Source organism: Azospira inquinata (assembly GCF_018905915.1).
Taxonomy (GTDB): domain Bacteria; phylum Pseudomonadota; class Gammaproteobacteria; order Burkholderiales; family Rhodocyclaceae; genus Azospira; species Azospira inquinata.
Genome location: NZ_CP064782.1, coordinates 104006 through 126396 on the forward strand (window position 1 = coordinate 104006; position 22391 = coordinate 126396).

Genomic DNA, 22391 nt, shown 5'->3' on the forward strand with positions numbered 1-22391 from the left:
CTAGCCCCATATGCCAAGACGTTGTCCAGGGCAGACTTTCGGGCAATAAAAAAGGGCGCCGTAGCGCCCTTTTTTTGATTCCCGGAGGAATTACTGCTGTTGCTGCTGAGCGGCGGCGTTTTCTTCCGCAGCCACGGCCTTCATGGACAGGCGGATACGGCCCTTTTCGTCCGTTTCCAGAACCTTGACCCGAACCACTTGGCCATCCTTCAGGTAATCGCTGACCGCATTCACCCGTTCGTTGGCGATTTGGGAAATGTGCAGCAGCCCGTCCTTACCCGGCAGAACGCTAACGATGGCACCGAAGTCCAGAATCTTCAACACGGTACCTTCGTAGATCTTGCCCACTTCCACTTCGGCGGTAATGGCTTGGATACGCTTCTTGGCGGCTTCCGCAGCATCCCCGTCGGTAGAGGCGATGGTAATGGTGCCGTCGTCCTGAATGTCGATGGTGGTGCCGGTTTCTTCCGTCAGGGCACGGATCACCGCACCACCCTTACCGATCACGTCGCGGATTTTTTCCGGATTGATCTTCATGGTGTAGAGGCGAGGCGCGTAGGCGGACATTTCCGCCTTGTGGCCATCCATGGCTTGCTGCATCAGACCCAGGATGTGCATCCGGCCTTCCTTGGCCTGGGCCAGGGCAACCTGCATGATTTCCTTGGTAATGCCTTGGATCTTGATGTCCATCTGGAGAGCGGTCACCCCTTCGGAGGTACCCGCCACCTTGAAGTCCATGTCGCCCAGGTGATCTTCGTCACCCAGGATGTCGGTCAGCACGGCGAACCGGTTACCTTCCTTGATCAGGCCCATGGCGATACCGGCCACGTGAGCCTTCAGGGGCACCCCGGCGTCCAACAGGGAGAGGCAGCCGCCACAAACGGAAGCCATGGAGGAAGAACCGTTGGATTCGGTGATTTCGGAAACCACCCGCATGGAGTAGGAGAACTCGTCGGCGGGGGGCAGCACGGCCAGCAGGGCCCGCTTGGCCAGACGGCCGTGGCCGATTTCCCGGCGCTTGGGAGAACCTACCCGGCCGCATTCGCCGGTGGCATAGGGAGGCATGTTGTAATGCAACATGAACCGTTCCCGGTATTCCCCACCCAGGGCGTCGATGATTTGCTCGTCCCGGCTGGTACCCAGGGTGGAGACCACCAGGGCTTGGGTTTCGCCCCGGGTGAACAGGGCGGAACCGTGGGTACGGGGCAGTACGCCGGTACGCATGGTAATGGGACGCACGGTGCGGGTATCCCGACCGTCGATACGGGCTTCACCGGCCAGGATACGACCCCGGACAATGCTGGCTTCCAGTTCGAAGAACAGATTGCCCACGGTGTTTTCATCAGGAGCGCCGTCTTCGCCGGTGCACAGGGCCGCCATGGCTTCGGCGCGGATTTCTTTCACCCGTTGGCTACGGGTTTGCTTGCTGGTGATGTGGTAAGCCTCGTCCAGCTTGGCCTTGACCAGTTCTTCCAGCTTGGCCACCAGGGCTTGGTCCTTGGCGGGAGGCTGCCAATCCCATTCGGGCTTGCCGGCTTCTTCCACCAGTTCGTTAATGGCGTTGATGACGGTCTGCATTTGTTCGTGACCGAAAACCACGGCACCCAGCATCACGTCTTCCGGCAGCACCTTGGCTTCCGATTCCACCATCAGCACGGCGGATTGGGTACCCGCCACCACCAGATCCAACTGGCTATCCTTCAACTGGCTGACCGTGGGATTGACCACGTATTCGCCGTTGATGTAACCCACCCGGGCGGCACCGATGGGGCCGTTGAAGGGAATACCGGAAATGGCCAGGGCGGCGGAGGCGCCGATCATGGCGGGAATGTCGGAATCCACTTCCGGATTCAGGGACATCACCGTCGCCACCACCTGGACTTCATTGAAGAAGCCGTCCGGGAACAGGGGACGGATGGGACGGTCGATGAGGCGGGAGGTGAGGGTTTCCTTTTCGGAAGGACGGCCTTCCCGCTTAAAGAAACCGCCGGGGATACGGCCGGCGGCATAGAATTTTTCCACGTAATCCACGGTCAGGGGGAAGAAATCCTGGCCGGGCTTGGCTTCCTTGGCACCCACCACGGTGACCAGCACCACGGTATCGTCCATATGGACCATGACGGCGCCAGAAGCCTGCCGGGAAACTTCCCCGGTTTCCAGGGTGACCTGATGGCTACCGTAAGTGAAGGTCTTCTTTGCAATTTTGAACATGTTTTCCTTTCTTTCTCTCTTTGTGTCTTTTCGCTGTAGCGCGTGCGCGATTCTACCCCCGGTCGCCGCGCCCGCCTACGCTTTGTCCATATGAAAAGAGCGGCACGGCCAGACGGCCGCCCGCTCTTTATCGCTCAAGCCCAAGCCGGTGGCCGGCAGGGTTGGCAATCCGGGAAATTACTTACGCAGACCCAGACGTTCGATGACGGCACGATACTTGTCCGCATCGGTATTCTTCAGGTAGTCCAGGAGCTTACGACGACGGGACACCATGCGCAGCAGACCGCGGCGGGAATGGTGATCCTTGGAGTGTTCCTTGAAGTGACCGGTCAGATCGTTGATCCGGGCGGTGAGCAGGGCGATTTGCACTTCGGGAGACCCGGTGTCGCCTTGGGCCCGTTGGAAGTCGCCCACGATTTGGGCTTTTTGAGTCGTGCTGATAGACATACGTCAAACTCTCTTTCATGAAACGACGCCGCCCCAGTTTGATAGAGCCAAAGCGTCAATTAAAAAATCGCTACCGGCAAGCCCGGCAAACGAGGGGCGGATTATACCGGCCCCCCTCACGGAAAGGCAAGGGCGCCCGGAGGCCTAGAGAGGCCCAAGGAGTATTAAGCGCCCTCTTCCTGACGCAGGAGGCGCTTGGGTTGCAGCACCCCTTCCCGGCATTCTCCAATGCCCAGAAGGCGCCCCGCCGGGTCATAGACCCGCAGACGCCCCTCGGGCCCGGGACATTCCACCCCGTTGCCATGGGAAAAGCGGAGTACGGCGGCTTCCGTCAGGTCCGCCCGGGGCAGGCCTTCCAGCAGGTAATCCAGGCCCTTGAGGCATTCCCCCGGCGGCGCGTCGGGAAAGGCGGCCAGCTGCTCCAGGGTATAGGCTTCCCCCAGGCCCAGCTTGCCCACCCGGGTACGGCGTAAGGCCGTCAAATGGGCGCCGCAGCCTAAAGCCCGGCCCACATCCTCCGCCAGGGTGCGTACATAGGTGCCCTTGCTACAGGACACGGCCAGCACAGCGGTGCTGTCGTGAAAATCCACCAGCTTCAGCTCATAAATGGTTACCGCTCGGGGCGCCCGCTCCACCTCAATGCCAGCCCGGGCCAATTCGTAGAGGGGACGACCGTCCCGCTTTAGGGCCGAATACATGGGGGGCACCTGTTGAATGGCGCCGAGAAAGCGGGGCAAGACAGCTTCCAGCTGCTCCCGGGTCACCTGAACGGGGCGGGTTTCCAATACCTCCCCTTCCTTATCCCCCGTGGTGGTGGTCACCCCCAGGCCCAGTTCGGCCAGATAAGTCTTGTCCGCCTCCAGGAGGTCGGCGGCAAACTTGGTGGCCTCTCCGAAACACAGGGGCAACAGCCCGGACGCCAGGGGGTCCAGGGTACCGGTGTGGCCGGCTTTGGCCGCCGAAAACAAACGACGCGCCTTTTGCAGCGCGTCGTTGGAAGTCATACCGGACGGTTTGTCGAGCAGCAACACCCCGTCCACCTGTTTCCAGGTACGTTTTTGAACCATGCCCTACTCCGGATCGGCCTCGGTATCCCCGTCGCCGCTGATTTCCGCCGCTTGGTCGATAAGGCGGGACAGACTGGCCCCCCGTTCCAGGGAGGCGTCATAGACGAAATGGAGCTGGGGAGTGGTGTGAATGCGCACCCGCCGTCCCAGCTCCCGACGCAGAAAACCGGAGGCCTTGGCCAGACCCGCCTCCACCTCCGGCAAGCGAGAACTGTCCGCCAGGGTGGTGAAAAAGACCTTGGCGTGGGCATAGTCCGGGGTCACCTCCACATCGGTGAGACTGACCATCCCCACCCGGGGGTCTTTGACCTCGGTGCGGAGCAGTTCGGCCAATTCCCGCCGAATCTGCTCGTTCACCCGGTCCTTGCGTGCGAAACCCTTGTTGCCCGGCACTTAGAGACTCCGCGCCACTTCTTGGATTTCGTACACTTCCAGCTGGTCGCCCACTTCGATGTCGTTGAAGCCCTTGAGGGAAAGACCGCATTCGAAATTGGCCCGCACTTCCTTGACGTCGTCCTTGAAGCGCTTAAGGGAATCCAGCTCTCCGTCCCACACCACCACGTGGTTGCGCAGCAGGCGGATGCGGGAGTGGCGATGCACCACCCCTTCCTGGACGTAGCAACCCGCAATGGAGCCGATCTTGGAGATGTGATAGACCTGACGGATTTCCACCTGCCCCACCACCTGCTCCCGCTTTTCCGGGGTCAGCATGCCGGAGAGGGCCGCCTTCACTTCATCCACAGCTTCATAGATAACGTTGTAGTAGCGGATATCCACCCCGAAGGACTCGGCCGCCTTGCGGGCTCCCGAGTCGGCCCGGGTGTTGAAGCCCAGGATCACGGCGTTGGAAGCAGAAGCCAGATTCACGTCGGTTTCGGAAATGGCCCCCACCGCCGCGTGAATCACGCTCACCTTCACCTCGTCGGTGGAAAGCTTGAGCAGGGACTGGACCAGGGCTTCCTGGGAACCTTGTACGTCGGCCTTGATAATCAGCGGCAGGGTCTTCACCTCCCCTTCGCCCATGTGTTCGAACATGGACTCCAGCTTGGCGGCCTGTTGCTTGGCCAGCTTCACTTCCCGGAACTTGCCTTGGCGGAACAGGGCGATTTCCCGAGCCTTGCGTTCGTCGTTGAGGACCATGACCTCTTCGCCGGCCGCAGGCACGTCGGAGAGCCCCTGGACTTCCACCGGAATGGAAGGTCCGGCGGATTCGATGGACTTGCCGGTTTCATCCAGCATGGCCCGCACCCGACCCCAGACCCGGCCCACCAGGACAATGTCGCCCCGATGCAGGGTACCGGAGGACACCAGCACGGTGGCCACGGCCCCCTTGCCCTTGTCCAGACGGGCTTCGATGATCAGCCCCTTGGCGGGGGCTTCCTTGGGCGCCTTCAGTTCCAGGATTTCCGCTTGCAGCAGTACCTGTTCCAGCAATTCGTCAATGCCCATGCCCTTCTTGGCAGAAACATGAACGAAGGGGGAATCGCCACCGTATTCTTCCGGCACCACACCCTCGGCCACCAGTTCCTGCTTGACCCGTTCCGGGTTGGCTTCCGGCTTGTCGATCTTATTCACCGCCACCACGATGGGCACATTGGCCGCCTTGGCGTGGTGGATGGCTTCCCGGGTCTGGGGCATCACCCCGTCGTCCGCCGCCACCACCAAAATTACGATATCGGTGGCCTTGGCGCCCCGAGCCCGCATGGCCGTAAAGGCTTCGTGCCCCGGGGTATCCAGGAAGGTGATGGAACCCCGACTGGTCTTCACGTGATAGGCGCCGATGTGCTGGGTAATGCCCCCCGCTTCCCCGGCCGCCACCTTGGCCCGCCGGATGTAGTCCAGCAGGGAGGTCTTGCCGTGGTCCACGTGGCCCATGACGGTCACCACCGGAGCCCGGGGCTCCAGCACCAGATTCTTGGGTTCTTCCGCGCTTTCATCCAGGAAGGCATCCGGATCATCCAGCTTGGCGGCGAACGCCTTGTGGCCCATTTCTTCCACCACAATCATGGCGGTTTCCTGGTCCAGCACCTGGTTGATGGTCACCATGGACCCCATTTTCATCAGGGTCTTAATGACTTCCGTAGCCTTGACGGCCATTTTGTGGGCCAGATCGGCCACGGAAATGGTTTCCGGCACATGCACATCATGGACGATGGGCTCGGTCGGCACCTGGAAGTTGGAGGAGGAAGAGTCGTCCCCATTGCTGTTGTTCCGATTCTTCCGGCCACCGTGCTTACCACTGCGCCAGCCGCTGCCGCTATCCCCGCCCCGGGTCTTGATGCCAGAGCGCTTCTTGCCGTCGTCCTTCCAGCCTTCCTTCTTGGCGCCCTTGGCAGTATCGCCAGCCTTGGCGTCTTTGTGGGCACCCTTCTCTTCCGCCGGAGCGGATTTGGTCTTCTGGGCGGCAGCCTGCTTGGCCGCTTCCGCAGCCTTCAGGGCAGCAGCCTTGGTTTCCGCTTCCTGACGCATCCGAACCAGGTCCGCTTCCCGCTTTTGCTTTTCCCGGAGTTCCTGGGCTTGGCGTTCCAGCAGGGCGTGTTGGCGCCGGTCTTCCTCAGCACGGAAGCGCAATTCGTCTTCGCCGATGATGGCCGCCACGTCCAACTTGGGACGGACGTGCTTGATCACCCGGCGTTTCGGGGCTTCATGGGCACCCTCCGGCTTCTTGCCTGCGGGGGCAGCCGGAGCCGCTTCAGGAGCCTTGGCCGGAGTTTTTTCTGCCACCGGGGCCTTGGCTTCGGCAGCGGGCTTTTGGGGCGCTGGCGCCGGAGCTTCCGGAGCCGCAGAAACGGGCGCTTGGGGCGCGGCCACGGGGGCCGGAGCCACCGGAGCTTCCGCCTTGACTTCCTGGGGCGCGGGCTCGGCCTTGGCCACCGGGGCTTCAACCACGGGAGCCCCTTCCGGCACCACGGGGGCTTCCGGCTGGCTCACCGGGGCGGCTTCCTGAACCGGAGCCGGGGTCACCGGTGCAACCGGAGCAGCACCGCCGGCTTCCTTGGCCTTGGCAGCGGCTTCTTCCGCCGCCAGTTCCGCCGGGTCCCGCTTGACCAGAACCCGTTTTTTCCGGACTTCGACCTGGACGGTACGGGTCTTGCCCGTGGAATCCTGAGCCCGGATTTCGCTGGTCTGCTTGCGGGTCAGGGTGATCTTGGTCTTGCCCTGGCCATCACCATGGGAACGCCGCAAGGACTCCAACAGACGGTTTTTGTCCTGCTCGGAAAGCATGTCATCTGGGGCCGACTTATCCACACCGGCCTTTTTCAGCTGCTCAAGCAGCATGTCCGCCGGCATCTTTAACTCGGCGGCGAATTGGGAAACGCTGGTTTGCGCCATCTCTACTCCACTCCCTTCCCGCTTACTCGAACCAATGCGAACGGGCGTTTGTAATCAGTTTCTTGGCCCGTTCCTCATCGATACCGCACATGTCCATGAGTTCATCCACGGCCAGGTCGGCAAGGTCATCGCGGGTTTTCACTCCATTAGCAGCCAGCTTGGCAGCCAAGGGTTTATCCATGCCTTCCAGGGACAGCAGGGCTTCCTCCACCCCGTCCAGCTGTTCCTCGGTCACAATCGCCTCGGTGAGCAACACGTTGCGGGCACGATTGCGCAACTCATTCACCGTCTCTTCGTCGAAAGCCTCAATTTCCAGCATTTCGGCAAGGGGCACGTAAGCGATTTCCTCCAGGGTGGAAAACCCTTCTTCCACCAGGAGGCTGGCCACATCTTCATCCACGTCCAGCTTTTCCATGAACAGCAGGCGGGTGGCGGCGGTTTCCGCTTCCACCTTCTTTTCCGACTCTTCCTGGGTCATCAGGTTGATGTTCCAACCCGTGAGTTCGGAAGCCAGGCGGACGTTCTGACCGCCACGACCGATGGCAATGGCCAGATTGGCCTCATCCACCACCACATCCATGGAATGCTTTTCTTCGTCCACCACGATGGAATGGACTTCCGCCGGAGCCAGGGCGCCGATGACGAACTGGGCTGGGTCCTGGGACCAGAGGATGATATCCACCCGTTCCCCGGCCAGCTCATTGGTCACCGCCGTCACCCGGGTGCCCCGCATACCCACACAGGTACCGATGGGATCGACCCGGGGATCGTTGGATTTAACTGCAATCTTGGCCCGCACCCCCGGATCCCGGGCAGCGCCCTTGATTTCCATGAGGCCGTCGTCGATTTCCGGCACTTCCAGCTCAAAGAGTTTGACGATGAATTCGGCAGCGGTCCGGGAAAGAATCAGCTGGGGCCCCCGGGCATTGCGATCCACCCGCAGCAGGAAGGCCTTGACCCGGTCACCGACCCGGAGGTTTTCCTTGGGGATCATCTGATCCCGGGGCAGCAGGGCTTCGATCTTGCCGGATTCCACAATGGCATTGCCCCGTTCGATACGCTTGATGGTGCCGGTAACCAGATGTTCCTTACGTTCCAGGAAGTCGTTCAGGATCTGTTCCCGCTCCGCTTCCCGGATCTTTTGCAGAATTACCTGTTTGGCGGCCTGGGCACCGATACGACCGAAGTCGATGGGCTCCAGGGTTTCCTCGAGCACATCCCCGACTTCCACTTCCTCGTCCTCTTCCTTGCCTTCGGACAGGGGCTTTTCGTTGAATTCGTTCACATACTCTTCATCGGCCACCACGTGCCAAAGACGGAAGGACTCAAATTCCCCGGTCACCCGGTCAATCGCCACCCGTACTTCGGCTTCGTCGTTGATCCGCTTCTTGGTGGCGGAAGCCAGGGCGGATTCCAAGGCGGAGAACACCACGTCCTTGGCTACATTTTTTTCCCGTGCCAGCGCATCCACCAGCAGCAAAATTTCGCGGCTCATTCCGTAAACCTCCTCACTCGCACCGACTAATCGAACTTAGGCACTAACCGGGCCTTATCAATATTGCCCGGTTCCAGAGACACTTCCAGCGCCTCTGCGGCTCCCTTGCCACCGTTCTTTTCCATTAAGCGTACGCAGACCTTCCCGTCGCGCAGCCCCAGCAACTCACCGTCAAAATTGCGGCGATTGTCCTGGGCGACACGCAGGCGGATATGCACCTCCTGACCGGCGAAACGCTGGAAATCCTCCAGCTTTTTCAGCGGCCGATCCAGACCGGGCGAAGAAACTTCCAGCCGGTCGTAATCCACGTCCTCCACGGCGAACAGGCGCGACAGCTGATTGCTGACAGCCGCGCAATCCTCCACATCCACCCCCCGCTCCTTAGCAGGGTTGTCGATGAAGACGCGAATCAGGCGCCCCCGAGGGGAAAGTTCCAGGTCCACCAACTCGTATCCCAGGCCGGTGACCGTTTTTTCGATTAATTCGTGAAGGTCCATGCGCTACAAATAAAAAATGGGCGTAACGCCCACCTTGAAAAGAGCCCCACCCAAAAAGGCGGGCCGATGAAAACTTTTGAATTATAGCGGAAATTTACCTCCCGGTAAATGGCGGAGCCGCTTTCCCAAGCCTGCTCCGCCCCATCCGGCTGAGTTACCGATCAGGCCTCAGCGACGCTTGTTTTTATCCCGCAGGGGCGTAATTTTCGGCACCGGCAGCCCGAAATCCCCCATCAGCTTGGCCACTTCCGCCTCGGTCAATTCCCGCACCTGGCCCCGCTTCAGGTTGGACGGCAGAACAAAGGGGCCGTAGCTGAGACGAATCAAGCGGCTCACCGTCGCTCCCACGGCTTCAAACATGCGCCGCACTTCCCGGTTCCGCCCTTCAAACAGGCTGACCCGGTACCAGTGATTGGCGCCCTGGCCGCCCCCGTCTTCCAGGGTGGCAAACTGGGCCACCCCGTCTTCCAGTTCCACGCCTTGGGTAAGCTGGGCCAGGGCTTCCGGCTCCATTTCCCCCAACACCCGGGCCGCGTATTCACGGCGCAGGTTGTAGCGGGGGTGCATGAGCCGATTGGCCAGTTCCCCGGAGGTAGTAAAGAGCAGCAGGCCGCTGGTGTTGTAATCCAGCCGACCAATGGCGATCCAACGCCCGCCCCGCATACGAGGCAGGGCATCAAACACGGATTCCCGCCCTTCCGGGTCGGCCCGGGAAACAATCTGGCCTTCCGGCTTGTGGTACAGAATTACCCGGGGCACCCGGCTGGCGGCGAACTTCAGGTTCACCAACCGGCCATTGACCTTGACCCGATCCCCGGGAGAAACCACCAGACCCAGGGTAGCGGTCTCCCCGTTCACATTCACCCGACCGGCGGTGATCCATTCTTCCATTTCCCGACGGGAACCCACGCCGCTCTGGGCCAGGAGCTTGTGCAGCCGTTCCGGCTTGTCTTCCGCCGCCAGGGCGACAGTGCCCCGGCCTCCCGCTCGAGCGCCGGAACGTCCCTGGGCGGGCCGTCCCCGACGGGCAGGCTCGGGAGATTCGGTGGGGCTATCCCCGTCACCAGAGCGACCGCGCCGTTCCACCCATTCTTCCCCATCATCCCAATCCTGGGCAGAGGGCGGAGCCACCGGACGGCGCCGTCCCCGGCCACCAGGCAAGGATTCCCGGGGCTGGGGCGGCTGAAACCGGGCGGGGGATTTACTTCCCGCGGGGCGCCGTCCGCCCCGGGAGTCCTCCGCCCCTTCCTGGCGCGCCGCACCCCGGCCCCGGGGCGCCTTGCCCCGCCCGGCCCCCTGGCCCTCAGAACGAGAGGAAGGGGACTTGGGGGCGGCCGGGCGTTTTTTACGGTCAGATTGATTGGGCATCGTTTAATTCCAGGGTTTGATTGAGTTGGTCCAAGGGGGGCAATTCGGTCAGGCTGCGCAGGCCCAGGTCATCCAGAAACTTTCGGGTGGTGGCATAGAGGGCGGGCCGTCCCGGGGTATCCCGGTGCCCCACCACATCCACCCAGCCCCGCTCCTCCAGGGCCTTGATCACCTGGGTGGCCACGGTTACCCCCCGGATGTCTTCAATATCCCCCCGGGTCACGGGCTGACGATAGGCGATAATCGCCAGGGTTTCCAGAACCGCCCGGGAATAGCGGGGCGGCTTTTCCGGGTTCAGGGCATCAATATAGGGCAGGTATTCGGCCCGGGTACGGAAACGCCAGCCGCTGGAGAGCTGCACCAGCTCCACCGGACGTTCCGCCCATTCTTCCCGCAGCTCATCCAGCAGCTTGCGTAAGACGTCCGGGGCCAGTTCCCCTTCAAACACCTGACGCAATTCGGCGGTGCTCAGGGCCTGGGGCGTGGACAGCAGAATCGCCTCCAGCACCCGCTTGGTTTCCGCCGGATTAGACGGTAATCGGGGCATCGTCGTCTCCTTCTTCCATCCCGTCCCCCCATTCCTCCGGCGGAGGCGGTTCCGCTTCCTCACCCCGGGAGAGGCGCACATAGATGGGGGCAAAGGCCTCCACCTGGCTAATGCGCACCAGACGCTCCCGGGCCAGCTCCAGCATGGCGATGAAATGTACCACCAGGCCGGGCGCCCCCATGGCCGGATCGAAGAGTCGGACAAATTCCACAAATCCTTCCGCCGCTTGCAACTGGCGCAGGATGATCCCCATGTGCTCCCGTACCGACAGTTCTTCCCGCTGGATGCGGTGGGCGGTGTGCAGCTTGGCTTGCCGCAAAATGCCCAGCCAGGCCTGGCGCAGGTCTTCCATGCTCACTTCGGGCAGGCGCCGCACCAGGGATTTTTCCACCAGGGTTTCCACCCAGAAAAAATCCCGCTCCGCGTGGGGTTGCTCGTTGAGGCGCACCGCCGCCAGCTTCATCTGCTCGTATTCGATGAGGCGGCGTACCAGCTCGGCTCGGGGATCTTCCACCTCGTCCCCTTCCACCTCCTTGGGCCGGGGCAGCAACATGCGGGACTTAATTTCGATGAGCATGGCCGCCATCACCAGATAGTCCGCCGCCAGTTCCAGATTCTGGCTGCGCATGGCCTCCACGTACTCCAGATACTGGGCCGTGAGGGGAGCCATGGGAATATCCAGGACGTTGATGTTGGCCTTGCGGATCAGGTAAAGCAGCAGATCCAGGGGGCCTTCAAAGGCGTCCAGCATCACCGCCAGGGCATCCGGCGGAATGTAAAGGTCCAGGGGCAGCTGTTCCAGGGGTTGGCCGTAAACCCGGGCGATGGGGTCGTGCTCCTGAACGGCCAGCTCCCCCGCCACGTCGGAAACAGCCACGTCAGAACTGGTGTTGGCGCTCATGGACGGTTTCCGATGGACGGCCAGGGAACGGGGGCGCGGGCCGCAGGCATCAGCGATAGCTGATGCCCATGGCTTCCCGCACGTCCGCCATGGTCTCCCGAGCCAGGCGGCGAGCCTTGTCGTTGCCATCAGCCACAATGTCCCGCACCAGGGCCGGGTTATCCAGATAGGTCTGGGCCCGCTCCCGCATGGGCGCCTGTTCCCGGAGAATGCCGTCAATCACCGGCTGTTTGCATTCAATACAGCCGATACTGGCGGTGCGGCAGCCCTGACACAGGGTTTCCCGGGTCGCCCCATCCGTATAGACCTGGTGCAGAGCCCACACCGGGCACTTGGTGGGTTCCCCCGGATCGGTGCGGCGCGCCCGGGCCGGGTCGGTGGGCATGCGCTTCACCTTGTTGGCCACAGACGCCCCGTCTTCCCGCAGGGTAATGGCATTGCCGTAGGACTTGGACATTTTCTGCCCGTCCAGGCCCGGCATACGGGAAGCTTCCGTGAGCAGGGCTTCCGGCTCCACCAGGATGGTTTTACCCGTGCCTTCCAGATAGCCGGTAAGCCGCTCCCGGTCCGCCTGGGAAAGGCTCTGGGCTTCAGCCACCAGGGCCCGTCCCTGGGCCACCGCTTCCCCTTCTCCCTGTTCCTGGAAGCGGGCCCGCAGTTCCTCAAAATGCTTGGCGTTTTTGTTACCCAGCTTTTTCAGGGCAGCCTTGGCCTTGGCTTCGAAATCCGGTTCCCGTCCGTAGAAATGGTTAAAGCGCCGGGCCGTTTCCCGGGTGAATTCCAGGTGGGGCAGCTGATCTTCTCCCACGGGCACCTTGCCCGCCCGGTAAATCAGGATGTCCGAGGACATGAGCAGGGGATAGCCGAGAAAGCCGTAGGTGGACAGGTCCCGATCCTTGATCTTGGCCTGCTGGTCCTTGTAGGTGGGCACCCGTTCCAGCCAGCTCAGGGGCATCATCATGGACAGCAGGAGGTGGAGTTCTGCGTGTTCCAGCACTTGGGACTGAATGAAGATGGTGGCCAGCTTGGGATCCACCCCGGCGGCCAGCCAGTCGATGACCATGTCCCAGGTGTTCTGCTGAATGGTCTGGGGAGTTTCGTAGTGGGTGGTCAGGGCATGCCAGTCCGCCGCAAAAAAGAGGCAGCTGTGGTCATGCTGCAACCGCACCCAGTTCTTCAGAACCCCGTGATAGTGACCCAAATGCAGAGCGCCCGTGGGGCGCATCCCGGAAAGAACCCGATCCGCGTACATAGTGATTGTCTTTGCCTAGGCGTGAAAATTGAAAAGGAGAGCGAGCAGGAGGCGCATCAGGCCCATAAGCGGATTCAGCACCGCGCTCAACACCCCGGTAAACAGCAGGAGCAACAGCAGGGGAAAACCCCAGGGCTCGATGCGGGAAAAGGCGATGGCCTGGCGAATGGGCAGCAGGCTCACCAGAATACGGCCCCCATCCAGGGGCGGCAGGGGCAGCAGATTGAGGAGCATCAAGGCCATGTTGATGTCCATGCCGATATCCGCCATTTTCAGCATGGGCAGGGTATAGGCCGTATCCGGCAGCACCTGGGCCAGCTTGAAGAGCAGGCCCCAGGCCAGGGCCATAAACAAATTGGCGCCGGGCCCGGCGGCGGCCACCCAAAGCATGTCCTGCTTGGGACGGCGCAGCCGGGAAAAATCCACCGGCACCGGCTTGGCCCAGCCGAACAGCAGGCTAGCCCCGGAGAGGAGCAGAATCACCACCGGCACCAGCACCGTTCCCACCGGGTCGATGTGACGCAGGGGATTCAAGCTGATGCGTCCTTCCCTTTCCGCCGTCCGGTCGCCGAAAAAGCGGGCCGCATAGCCATGGGCCGCTTCATGGAGGGTAATGGCGAAAATTACGGGCAAGGCCGCAACGGCGATGATTTGGATCAGGGAGTCCATGCAGGCAACCGGAAGGAAAGGGGCGATTCTACCAGAGGGGTCCGGAGATTCAGCGTAGCCCGAAGGGAGCCAGGGGGCCCCGGCCGGCCCGGACTAGTTCCGGGGTGCCACCGGTCAGATCGATCACTGTGGTGGCCTCGGTGCCGCAATGGCCCCCGTCCAGGATCAAATCCAGCTGGTCATCCAGGCGGTCCTGGATTTCCCAGCCCTCGGTGAGGGGCATTTCCTCCCCGGGCAGAATGAGGGATGAGGTGAGCAAAGGCTCACCCAACTCCTCCAGCAGCGCCAGGGCCAGGGGATCGTCCGGCACCCGCAGGCCGATGGTCTTGCGCCGGGCATGGAGCAGGCGCCGGGGCAGTTCCTTGGTACCTTCCAGAATAAAGACGTAACTCCCCGGGGTGGCGGCCTTGAGCAAGCGATACTGGGCGTTATCCACCCGGGCGTAACGGGCAATTTCGGACAAATCCCGGCACATCAGGGTGAGATGGTGCCGGTCATCCAGGCCCCGCAGACGGCGCAGCCGGTCCATGGCGTCTTTGTCGCCGGTATGGCAGCCCAGGGCATAGCAGCATTCCGTGGAAAAGGCGATGAGACCGCCCTGGCGCACCACATCCGCCGCCTTGGCAATGAGCCGGGGCTCGGGGTTTTCAGGATGGAGATTGTAGTATTGGGCCATAAGCCAAAAAGCCATCCCCGCAGGGCGGCCAAAATAGAGGAAAAGAAAATCAGTCGAACCAGGTCCAGACCGGAATCAGGTCTTCCGGCAAAGGGCCGATGCGCCCCAGATCCACATAGCTTTCTTCCGGACCGTGGAAATCCGAGCCTAGGGAAGCGAGAAAGCCGTACTGACGGGCATAGCGGGCGTATTGAAGGATCTGGTCCGGGGTATGGCTGCCGGACACCACTTCTACCCCCGAGCCGCCCACATCCTTGAACTGGCCGAGGAAACGGCGCATTTCCACATTGGATATACGGTAACGGCCCGGATGGGCGACCACCGCCACGCCCCCCGCCCCGTTGATCCAGGTCACCGCATCCTCCAGGCTGGCCCACTGGTGCTCCACATAACCGGGCTTCCCGGGCGTGAGGTAGCTTTCAAACACGGCGTGCACATCCTTGCAAATGCCGATTTCCACCAGATAGCGGGCAAAGTGGGCCCGGGAAATGAGGCTGGGATTGGCCGCGTATTTCATGGCCCCTTCCAACACCCCATGGATGCCGATCTTGTCCAGGGCTTCCGCCATACGCTGGGCCCGGGTCACCCGCCCGGAGCGGATGGCCGCCAGGCCCTGGTTGAGGCGGGCTTCCTGGCGGTCAAAACCCAAGCCCACAATGTGGATGGAAGTGGATTCCCACTGGATGGAAATTTCCACTCCGTTGATGAGCCGTATCCCCACATCCCCGGCGGTTTTTTCCGCCGCCGCCAAGCCATCCAGATCATCGTGATCGGTCAGGGCCAGCACGGTCACCCCATTGCCTTGGGCGCGACGCACCACTGCCTCCGGTGCCAATAAGCCGTCCGAAGCGGTGGAATGACAGTGCAAATCCCAGGGAGAAGCCAAGGTCGCCATACGATTCGTTAAGGAAAATAAGGGTTAATCATAGCACGCCAAGGGAGCAAAAATAATGCCAAAAGCATTTACGGTGCCATTTTGCTCCACCCATCCAGGCCTGAATGGCCCTTGTTTCTTTGACCCATCGGGGCCGCCTAAGTTTTCCCATCCTTGCGCTCCAAGGGTTTCAGGCCCCTGAAAAACGAAAAAGCCGGACTAGCCGGCTTTTTGGAGGAAGGAAACGCCTCAGTCTTCCATCTGGCTTTGCAGATAGTTTTGAATACCCACTTTTTGGATTAAATCCAGCTGGGTTTCCAGCCAATCCACATGCTCCTCCTCGCTTTCCAGAATGTCGGAAAGCAAGTCCCGAGTCACAAAATCGCTCACCGATTCACAGTGGGCAATGGCTTCCCGCAGCAGGGGAATGGCCAACTGTTCCAACTTCAGGTCACAGGCCAGCACTTCCGCCGGAGCTTCCCCGATGAACAGTTTATTGAGTTGTTGCAGATTGGGCAGACCTTCCAAGAACAGGATGCGCTCAATGAGGCGGTCCGCGTGCTTCATTTCATCAATGGACTCATGATACTCATGGTCATTGAGCTTCTTCAGCCCCCAGTTCTTATACATGCGGGCGTGGAGAAAATACTGATTGATCGCCGTCAGTTCGTTAGTCAGCGCCTTATTCAGAAATTGCAGAACCTTTTTATCGCCTTTCATGGCCGCCTCACCCAAAGTGGTCAAGGTTTCAGCCTAGCATAGACGGGGGATGGGAGAAAACGGCTCGCAAACGCCGGGGTTCCCAGGGCCCTGGGACGGTCAGCGCCGCTCGCAGGCCCCGTTGCATTCCCGACAGGGAGCAGGCGCTTCACCTCGCAACTGCTGGCGGATTTCCCGAGCGCATTTACCGCAGCCCTGCCCCACGCCCAACTGCTGCCGCAGCTGCTGATAGCTGGTGGCGCCAGCCGCGACGGAGGAGGCAATCTGGCCTTCGGTCACGCCATTGCAAACACAGACATACATGATGGGACTCCCAGGACAAATTTACTAATGAGAATTATTATCGACAAATCGAATAGATGCAAGTAATTCTCAACAAGTTCCAAAAATCCTCCTTGCAAGCCGCTCCGGCACTGGGTTATAGTCCGCCCCGCAAACGGGAGAGCGCGGCTTTTTGGGCCGCCGCCGAAGGCGCAATCCATTCATTGCTCAACCCGAAATCGCTCAGGCACAAGGACCGTTTGCAGCGTAAAGAACTCTGGAGAGCGATGGGCCCGGCCCATCCACCGAAGGGGGCAAGCGGGGGTCCCGCAGTACGGACATGGCCATCAGGCGGTGCCGGGGACGAACCGAAACACTCTCAGGTTGTAGGACAGAGGGGTGAGCCGGAAACCGTCAGGTTTTCGGCTCACCCCTTTTTCGTTTTCAGAAACGGCATTAATGGCCGTAGCCAAAGGACTGATATGACGAAACAAACTGTCCTCAACGCCGCCCATCGGGCCCTCGGGGCCAAGATGGTGGATTTCGGCGGCTGGGATATGCCTCTCCACTACGGCTCCCAGATTGAGGAACACCACGCCGTGCGTCGGGAATGCGGGATGTTCGACGTTTCCCACATGTGTGCCGTGGATGTGAGCGGGCCGGACGCCCACGCTTTTCTGTTGCGCCTCATCGCCAACAACGTGGATAAGCTGCAACGCCCGGGCAAGGCCCTCTACAGCGCCATGCTGACCCCCACCGGGGGGGTGGTGGACGATCTGATCGTGTACCTCCAGGGAGAAAACCGCTACCGGGTGGTCATCAACGCGGGCACCGCCGATAAGGATCTGGCCTGGATGGCCGACCGTCTCGGGGAATGGCATCTGGACGTAAGTCTGGTGCCCCTCCGGGAAGGCCCCCGGGCCGTGGCCATGATCGCGGTGCAGGGCCCCCAGGCCAAAGCCAAGGTCTGGCAGGTCATCCCCCAGGCCAAAGCGGCCACGGAAAATCTGCCCCCCTTTTTCGGCGTTCAGGTGGGCCCCTGCTTCCTGGCCACCACCGGCTACACCGGGGAAGAAGGCTTTGAAATCACCCTCCCCGCCGCCGATGCGGCCCCCTTCTGGCAGGCCCTGCTGGATGCGGGGGTGAAACCCTGCGGCCTGGGCGCCCGGGACACCCTGCGCCTGGAAGCGGGCATGAACCTCTACGGCCAGGATATGAGCGAAACCGTCTCCCCCCTGGACGCAGGCCTGGCCTGGACCGTGGATCTGACCGGGGACCGGGACTTTGTCGGCAAAGCCGCCCTCCAGGCCCAGGGCCAGCAAGCCCGATTCCTGGGGCTGCGCCTGCTGGATCGGGGCGTACTGCGGGCCCACCAGACCGTTCACACCCCCCACGGGGAGGGGGAAATCACCAGCGGCACCTTCTCCCCCACCCTGGAAGTGTCCATCGCCCTGGCCCACCTACCCTTGGCCACCCAGGTGGGCGACACGGTGGAAGTGGACATACGGGGCAAGCGCCTCAAGGCCCAGGTGGTTAAGCCCCCCTTCGTGCGCCACGGCAAAGCCCTGATTTAAGGCCCCTTGCCCGGCCCGCCGGGCCCCCTTTCCCCATTAGCAAACCCGATTACCGATTTACTCTTTTCCTGGAGAATCCCATGTCCCTTATTCCCGCCGACCTGAAATACACCAAGAGCCACGAGTGGGTACGCGTCGAAGCCGACGGCAGCCTGACCGTGGGCATTACCGAACACGCTCAGGAACTGCTGGGCGACCTGGTGTTTATTGAACTCCCCGAAGTGGGCACCCATCTGGAAGCCGACAAGGAAACCTGCGTGGTGGAATCGGTGAAAGCCGCCGCCGACGTGTACGCCCCCGTGGCCGGCACCGTGACGGAAACCAACCCGGCCCCGGTGGATGCCCCCGAACAGGTGAATCAAGACCCCTACGGCAACTGGCTGTTCAAGATGCAGCCGGACAACGGGGCTGACCTGGGGGGCCTGCTGGACGCCGCCGCCTACCAAAAGCTGGCGGATAGCGAATAAATCCCCGCCGGGCCGCCCGCCCCTATTCCCTTGGGCGGCCCCCGTTCCGACGCCCCCTGCCCGGCTCAGGCCGCAAAGGGGCCCGTCTCTTGGTGATTTTCCCAGGACATTTTCATGACCTCCCTCATGCAACAACCCCTCTCCGCCCTGGAGCAGCAAGACGAGTTCATCGCCCGTCATGTGGGCTCCGGTGCCGCGGATCGGGACGCCATGCTGGCCGCCATCGGCGTCCCCAGCCTGGACGCCCTGATCGAGCAAACCGTGCCGGCAGCCATTCGCCTGCCCCAGGATCTGCCCCTGCCCGAACCCCGGCGGGAACACGAGGCTTTAAGCCAGCTCCGGGCCATGGCCCGGAAAAACGTGGTGCACCACTCCCTCATCGGCCAGGGCTACCACGACACCCTCATGCCCGCCGTCATTCGCCGTAATGTGCTAGAAAACCCGGGCTGGTACACGGGCTACACCCCCTACCAGGCGGAAGTGGCCCAGGGCCGTCTGGAAGCCCTGCTCAACTACCAACAAATGGTCATGGACCTGACCGGTCTGGACCTGGCCAATGCCTCTTTGCTGGATGAAGCCACGGCAGCGGCGGAAGCCATGACCATGGCCCGGCGCCTGAGCAAGAGCGCTTCCAACCGCTTTTTCGTGGATCAGGCCTGCTTCCCCCAGACCATGGACGTGATCAAGACCCGAGCCGGTTTCTTCGGCTACGAGCTGATTTTCGGGCCGGCGGAAGAAGCGGCCACGGTGGACGTTTTCGGCGCCCTGCTCCAATACCCAGATGACCGGGGCGAGGTGCGGGACCTGTCCCCCATCATCGCCGCTCTTCAAGCCAAGGGGGCTATCGCCGCCGTGGCCGCCGATCTGCTGGCCCTGGTGCTGCTCAAATCCCCCGGCGCCATGGGAGCGGACATTGCCCTGGGTTCGGCCCAGCGCTTCGGCATTCCCCTGGGTTTCGGCGGTCCCCACGCCGCCTATTTCGCTTGCCGGGACGCCCACAAGCGTAGCGTGCCGGGCCGCATCATCGGGGTTTCCGTGGATGCCCGGGGCAACCGGGCCCTGCGCATGGCCCTGCAAACCCGGGAACAGCATATCCGCCGGGAAAAGGCCAACTCCAATATCTGCACCTCCCAGGTGCTGCTAGCCAATCTGGCGGGCATGTACGCGGTTTATCACGGGCCCCAGGGCCTGCGCACCATCGCCACCCGGATTCACCGTCTGGCGGCCATCCTGGCCCGGGGCCTGGAAAAAGCCGGGCTCAAGGTGCTCACCCGCCAGTTCTTCGACACCCTGCGGGTGGAACTGGGGGCCAAGGCCATTACGGTGCTCCAAGCCGCCCGGGAAGCAGGTTACAACCTGCGCCTGGTGGAAGGGGGACAACTGGCCATCGCACTCAATGAGAAGACCACCCGGGACGATGTAACCCGGCTGCTGGCCCTCATTTCCGGGGTGAAGATGGAAGTGGCCAGCCTGGATGCCCAGGTGGCGTCCCAGGACCCCAGCCTGCCCGACGCCCTGCTGCGCCGGGACGACATTCTCAGCCATCCCGTGTTCCACCGTTACCACACGGAACACGAAATGCTGCGCTATCTGCGCCAGTTGCAGAACAAGGATCTGGCCCTGGATCAGGCCATGATTTCCCTGGGCTCCTGCACCATGAAGCTGAATCCCACCAGCGCCATGGAGCCCATCACCTGGCCCGAATTCACGGACATCCACCCCTTCGCCCCCTTGGATCAGGCCCAGGGCTACGTGGAAATGATCCGGGGCTTGCAGGACTGGCTGAAGACCCTCACCGGCTTTGACGCAGTGAGCCTCCAGCCCAATTCCGGCGCCCAGGGGGAATACGCCGGGCTGGCCGTCATTCGCCGCTACCAGGCGGCCCAGGGCCAAAGCCACCGGGACGTGTGTCTGATTCCCAAATCCGCCCACGGCACCAATCCGGCCTCCGCCCACATGGCCGGGCTGGAAGTGGTAGTGGTGGAATGCGATCCCCAGGGCAACGTGGATGTGGCGGACCTGGAAGCCAAGGCCCGGCAATACGGGGACCGGCTCGCCTGCCTGATGATCACCTACCCCTCCACCCACGGGGTGTTCGAGGCAGCCATCAAGGACATCTGCGACATCATCCACCGCCACGGCGGCCAGGTGTATATGGACGGAGCCAATCTCAATGCCCAGGTGGGCCTCACCGCCCCGGGCTTCATCGGCGCCGACGTGTCCCATATGAACCTGCACAAGACCTTCGCCATTCCCCACGGAGGTGGCGGACCGGGGGTGGGGCCCATCGGCGTCAAGTCCCATCTGGCGCCCTTCCTGCCCGACCACACGGTCCAGGGCACCGGCCCGGCGGAACGGAAGAACAAGGGCCAGGGCGCGGTGGCTGCCGCCCCCTTTGGCTCCGCCTCCATTCTGCCTATTTCCTGGATGTACATCGCCATGCTGGGAGGCCGGGGGCTCAAGGCCGCCACCCAGGGCGCCATCCTCAATGCCAACTATGTGGCCAGCCGCCTGGCGCCCCACTACCCCATTCTTTACGTGGGGTCTCAGGGACGGGTGGCCCACGAGTGCATTCTGGACATCCGGGACATTAAGGCGACCAGCGGCATCAGCGAATCGGACATCGCCAAGCGGCTCATGGACTATGGCTTCCACGCCCCCACGGTGAGCTTCCCGGTGGCCGGCACCCTGATGGTGGAGCCCACCGAATCGGAAGCCAAGGTGGAACTGGACCGGTTTGTGGACGCCCTGATCGCCATCCGGGAGGAAATCCGCCAGGTGGAAAGCGGCGTCTGGCCCAAGGACAACAATCCCTTGAAGCACGCCCCCCACACCCAGGTCGATCTGGCCGATGAAGTCTGGGAGCGGCCCTACAGCCGTCAGGTCGCCTGCTTCCCCACCCCCTGGGTGGCGGCCCACAAGTTCTGGCCCACGGTGAACCGGATTGACGACGTGTACGGCGACCGGCACCTGTTCTGTTCCTGCGCCCCGGTGGAGGATTACCGGAAATAGGGCTGCACTAGCGGGAAAGGGCTTCCCCCGTTTCCCCCAGGGCCGGGTGGCGCTATGCTTCGGGCAGGCGGCACCCGGCCTTTTTTATGGGCGCCCGGTCTCCGAAAAGGAAACCTGGGGGCCCGGGCCAGCCCCTTCCCTTTTTCTTTCGACGAGGCCCTTCATGGCACAACAAAACCTCATCCTCACCGTCATCGGTGACGACCGGCCCGGCCTGGTGGAGCGACTTTCCGCCGCCATCAGCGCCTACGGCGGCAACTGGGAACAGGCCTCCATGTCCCGGCTAGCGGGCAAATTCGCCGGCATTGTGCAAATCAGCGTGGCCGGGGATAAGGCGGGCGCCCTGGGCCAGGCCCTGGACGAGCTGGAAGGCCTGGACATTACCCAGACCACCGCCGGACAGGCCCCAGTGGCGGCGGGCCAGCGCCTCACCCTGTCCCTGGTGGGCCACGACCGCATCGGCATCGTCCAGGAAGTGTCCCAGGTGCTGGCCGAACAGGGGGTCAATGTGGAGCAGCTCAACACCTACACCGCCAGCGCCCCCATGTCCGCCGAACCCCTGTTCCACGCCGAGGCGGAACTCCTGGCCCGGCCCGACCTGGACCTCACCCATCTCATCGACGCCCTGGAACTGCTTTCCAATGATCTGATGGTGGAAATCAGCCTGAACCAGACCCTGCAAAGCCCACGGGCCTGATCCCTTTCACCGGCCCGGCCAGCCCGGGCCCTTGCTTCCCGCCCCCCCATGTCCCAACTTTTTCAAATGAATATGCCCAAGTACCCGGAATGCTGGGAAACCTGCGGCAACTGCGCCCAGGGCGAGGTTTTTGTCCTGGAAATGCTGGTCGCCCCCGGGGACCATGTGGTGGAGGACGACAACGTGCTCACCCTGGAAACGGGCAAGGTGGCCCTGGATATTCCCAGCCCCCGGGCGGGCACGGTCCAGGAAGTGTTCATGAGCGCCGGGGACAAGCCCGCCGAAGGGGCCCCCATCCTCACCCTGGCGCTGGATTAGGGCCC

At 62.3% G+C, this 22391-nt stretch carries 21 protein-coding genes and 1 riboswitch; of the genes, 5 read left to right on the forward strand and 16 right to left on the reverse strand.

Going from position 1 to position 22391, the window contains the following annotated elements; all coding sequences use genetic code 11:
• Positions 1 to 90: 90 nt before the first annotated feature.
• From pnp to Azoinq_RS00560, 16 genes are all read right to left on the reverse strand, one after another.
• Entirely contained in the window at positions 91 to 2211 is a 2121-nt protein-coding gene (gene pnp, locus Azoinq_RS00485; protein WP_216127973.1) for a polyribonucleotide nucleotidyltransferase, read from the reverse strand.
• A gap of 177 nt (positions 2212 to 2388) precedes the next feature.
• Positions 2389 to 2658 (reverse strand): 30S ribosomal protein S15, encoded by a 270-nt coding sequence (rpsO, locus tag Azoinq_RS00490; protein WP_216127972.1) that lies wholly within the window; start codon positions 2656 to 2658, stop codon positions 2389 to 2391.
• Positions 2659 to 2822: 164 nt separating this feature from the next.
• Positions 2823 to 3725: a tRNA pseudouridine(55) synthase TruB gene (gene truB / locus Azoinq_RS00495; RefSeq protein WP_216127971.1), complete on the reverse strand. Its 903-nt coding sequence runs from the start codon at positions 3723 to 3725 to the stop codon at positions 2823 to 2825.
• Between the two features lie 3 nt (positions 3726 to 3728).
• Positions 3729 to 4118, reverse strand: coding sequence for a 30S ribosome-binding factor RbfA (gene rbfA, locus Azoinq_RS00500; RefSeq protein WP_216127969.1), 390 nt, complete (start codon positions 4116 to 4118; stop codon positions 3729 to 3731).
• Entirely contained in the window at positions 4119 to 7058 is a 2940-nt protein-coding gene (gene infB / locus Azoinq_RS00505) for a translation initiation factor IF-2 (RefSeq protein ID WP_216127967.1), read from the reverse strand.
• A 22-nt stretch (positions 7059 to 7080) separates the two neighbouring features.
• Complete coding sequence (gene nusA, locus Azoinq_RS00510; protein WP_216127966.1) at positions 7081 to 8553, reverse strand: transcription termination factor NusA; 1473 nt, start codon at positions 8551 to 8553, stop codon at positions 7081 to 7083.
• A 26-nt stretch (positions 8554 to 8579) separates the two neighbouring features.
• Positions 8580 to 9050 carry a ribosome maturation factor RimP gene (gene rimP, locus Azoinq_RS00515; protein WP_216127964.1) on the reverse strand — a complete coding sequence of 157 codons (471 nt, stop codon included), beginning with the start codon at positions 9048 to 9050 and terminating at the stop codon, positions 8580 to 8582.
• Between the two features lie 168 nt (positions 9051 to 9218).
• On the reverse strand, positions 9219 to 10418 hold the full coding sequence (gene rluB / locus Azoinq_RS00520; protein ID WP_216127962.1) for a 23S rRNA pseudouridine(2605) synthase RluB: 1200 nt from the start codon (positions 10416 to 10418) through the stop codon (positions 9219 to 9221).
• Entirely contained in the window at positions 10402 to 10965 is a 564-nt protein-coding gene (scpB, locus tag Azoinq_RS00525; RefSeq protein ID WP_216127960.1) for an SMC-Scp complex subunit ScpB, read from the reverse strand. The genes rluB and scpB overlap by 17 nt, the downstream gene beginning before the upstream one ends.
• Positions 10946 to 11866 carry a segregation and condensation protein A gene (locus Azoinq_RS00530; RefSeq protein WP_216127958.1) on the reverse strand — a complete coding sequence of 307 codons (921 nt, stop codon included), beginning with the start codon at positions 11864 to 11866 and terminating at the stop codon, positions 10946 to 10948. Before Azoinq_RS00530 ends, scpB begins: the two co-directional genes overlap by 20 nt.
• 49 nt (positions 11867 to 11915) lie before the next feature.
• Positions 11916 to 13118, reverse strand: a complete 1203-nt coding sequence (locus tag Azoinq_RS00535) for a tryptophan--tRNA ligase (RefSeq protein WP_216127956.1) — start codon at positions 13116 to 13118, stop codon at positions 11916 to 11918.
• Positions 13119 to 13133: 15 nt separating this feature from the next.
• The gene (locus tag Azoinq_RS00540) at positions 13134 to 13787 is read right to left on the reverse strand and encodes a site-2 protease family protein (protein WP_216127954.1); all 654 of its coding nucleotides are present in this window, start codon (positions 13785 to 13787) and stop codon (positions 13134 to 13136) included.
• 49 nt (positions 13788 to 13836) lie between these two features.
• Positions 13837 to 14463 carry an L-threonylcarbamoyladenylate synthase gene (locus tag Azoinq_RS00545; protein ID WP_216127952.1) on the reverse strand — a complete coding sequence of 209 codons (627 nt, stop codon included), beginning with the start codon at positions 14461 to 14463 and terminating at the stop codon, positions 13837 to 13839.
• Between the two features lie 49 nt (positions 14464 to 14512).
• Positions 14513 to 15358, reverse strand: coding sequence for a 3',5'-nucleoside bisphosphate phosphatase (locus tag Azoinq_RS00550; RefSeq protein ID WP_216127950.1), 846 nt, complete (start codon positions 15356 to 15358; stop codon positions 14513 to 14515).
• A 228-nt stretch (positions 15359 to 15586) separates the two neighbouring features.
• On the reverse strand, positions 15587 to 16057 hold the full coding sequence (gene bfr, locus Azoinq_RS00555; RefSeq protein WP_216127948.1) for a bacterioferritin: 471 nt from the start codon (positions 16055 to 16057) through the stop codon (positions 15587 to 15589).
• Between the two features lie 99 nt (positions 16058 to 16156).
• Positions 16157 to 16360, reverse strand: a complete 204-nt coding sequence (locus Azoinq_RS00560; protein ID WP_216127947.1) for a (2Fe-2S)-binding protein — start codon at positions 16358 to 16360, stop codon at positions 16157 to 16159.
• Positions 16361 to 16484: 124 nt separating this feature from the next.
• Positions 16485 to 16587, forward strand: a riboswitch (glycine riboswitch).
• 213 nt (positions 16588 to 16800) lie between these two features.
• On the opposite strand from Azoinq_RS00560, the gene gcvT reads away from it, so the two are divergent.
• The 5 genes from gcvT (at position 16801) to Azoinq_RS00585 (ending at position 22386) form a co-directional block, all read left to right on the forward strand.
• Complete coding sequence (gcvT, locus tag Azoinq_RS00565) at positions 16801 to 17892, forward strand: glycine cleavage system aminomethyltransferase GcvT (RefSeq protein WP_216127946.1); 1092 nt, start codon at positions 16801 to 16803, stop codon at positions 17890 to 17892.
• Positions 17893 to 17972: 80 nt separating this feature from the next.
• The gene (gene gcvH / locus Azoinq_RS00570; RefSeq protein WP_216127945.1) at positions 17973 to 18359 is read left to right on the forward strand and encodes a glycine cleavage system protein GcvH; all 387 of its coding nucleotides are present in this window, start codon (positions 17973 to 17975) and stop codon (positions 18357 to 18359) included.
• A 114-nt stretch (positions 18360 to 18473) separates the two neighbouring features.
• Positions 18474 to 21371 carry an aminomethyl-transferring glycine dehydrogenase gene (gene gcvP / locus Azoinq_RS00575; RefSeq protein WP_216127944.1) on the forward strand — a complete coding sequence of 966 codons (2898 nt, stop codon included), beginning with the start codon at positions 18474 to 18476 and terminating at the stop codon, positions 21369 to 21371.
• A gap of 163 nt (positions 21372 to 21534) precedes the next feature.
• A complete protein-coding gene (locus Azoinq_RS00580) occupies positions 21535 to 22068 on the forward strand; it encodes a glycine cleavage system protein R (RefSeq protein ID WP_216127943.1) in 534 nt (177 codons plus the stop codon).
• A gap of 48 nt (positions 22069 to 22116) precedes the next feature.
• The gene (locus Azoinq_RS00585; RefSeq protein ID WP_216127942.1) at positions 22117 to 22386 is read left to right on the forward strand and encodes a biotin/lipoyl-containing protein; all 270 of its coding nucleotides are present in this window, start codon (positions 22117 to 22119) and stop codon (positions 22384 to 22386) included.
• Positions 22387 to 22391 lie beyond the last annotated feature (5 nt).

Excerpts from the sequence above, each read along its gene's own strand:
- Azoinq_RS00560 (WP_216127947.1), bottom strand. The coding sequence starts at position 16,360 with ATGTATGTCTGTGTTTGCAATGGCGTGACCGAAGGCCAGATTGCCTCC.
- Azoinq_RS00550 (WP_216127950.1), bottom strand. The coding sequence starts at position 15,358 with ATGGCGACCTTGGCTTCTCCCTGGGATTTGCACTGTCATTCCACCGCT.
- Azoinq_RS00545 (WP_216127952.1), bottom strand. The coding sequence starts at position 14,463 with ATGGCCCAATACTACAATCTCCATCCTGAAAACCCCGAGCCCCGGCTC.
- gcvH (WP_216127945.1), top strand. The coding sequence starts at position 17,973 with ATGTCCCTTATTCCCGCCGACCTGAAATACACCAAGAGCCACGAGTGG.
- bfr (WP_216127948.1), bottom strand. The coding sequence starts at position 16,057 with ATGAAAGGCGATAAAAAGGTTCTGCAATTTCTGAATAAGGCGCTGACT.
- Azoinq_RS00535 (WP_216127956.1), bottom strand. The coding sequence starts at position 13,118 with ATGTACGCGGATCGGGTTCTTTCCGGGATGCGCCCCACGGGCGCTCTG.
- rluB (WP_216127962.1), bottom strand. The coding sequence starts at position 10,418 with ATGCCCAATCAATCTGACCGTAAAAAACGCCCGGCCGCCCCCAAGTCC.
- pnp (WP_216127973.1), bottom strand. The coding sequence starts at position 2,211 with ATGTTCAAAATTGCAAAGAAGACCTTCACTTACGGTAGCCATCAGGTC.
- rimP (WP_216127964.1), bottom strand. The coding sequence starts at position 9,050 with ATGGACCTTCACGAATTAATCGAAAAAACGGTCACCGGCCTGGGATAC.
- infB (WP_216127967.1), bottom strand. The coding sequence starts at position 7,058 with ATGGCGCAAACCAGCGTTTCCCAATTCGCCGCCGAGTTAAAGATGCCG.
- gcvP (WP_216127944.1), top strand. The coding sequence starts at position 18,474 with ATGACCTCCCTCATGCAACAACCCCTCTCCGCCCTGGAGCAGCAAGAC.
- rpsO (WP_216127972.1), bottom strand. The coding sequence starts at position 2,658 with ATGTCTATCAGCACGACTCAAAAAGCCCAAATCGTGGGCGACTTCCAA.
- gcvT (WP_216127946.1), top strand. The coding sequence starts at position 16,801 with ATGACGAAACAAACTGTCCTCAACGCCGCCCATCGGGCCCTCGGGGCC.
- Azoinq_RS00530 (WP_216127958.1), bottom strand. The coding sequence starts at position 11,866 with ATGAGCGCCAACACCAGTTCTGACGTGGCTGTTTCCGACGTGGCGGGG.
- Azoinq_RS00585 (WP_216127942.1), top strand. The coding sequence starts at position 22,117 with ATGTCCCAACTTTTTCAAATGAATATGCCCAAGTACCCGGAATGCTGG.
- truB (WP_216127971.1), bottom strand. The coding sequence starts at position 3,725 with ATGGTTCAAAAACGTACCTGGAAACAGGTGGACGGGGTGTTGCTGCTC.
- nusA (WP_216127966.1), bottom strand. The coding sequence starts at position 8,553 with ATGAGCCGCGAAATTTTGCTGCTGGTGGATGCGCTGGCACGGGAAAAA.
- Azoinq_RS00580 (WP_216127943.1), top strand. The coding sequence starts at position 21,535 with ATGGCACAACAAAACCTCATCCTCACCGTCATCGGTGACGACCGGCCC.
- scpB (WP_216127960.1), bottom strand. The coding sequence starts at position 10,965 with ATGCCCCGATTACCGTCTAATCCGGCGGAAACCAAGCGGGTGCTGGAG.
- Azoinq_RS00540 (WP_216127954.1), bottom strand. The coding sequence starts at position 13,787 with ATGGACTCCCTGATCCAAATCATCGCCGTTGCGGCCTTGCCCGTAATT.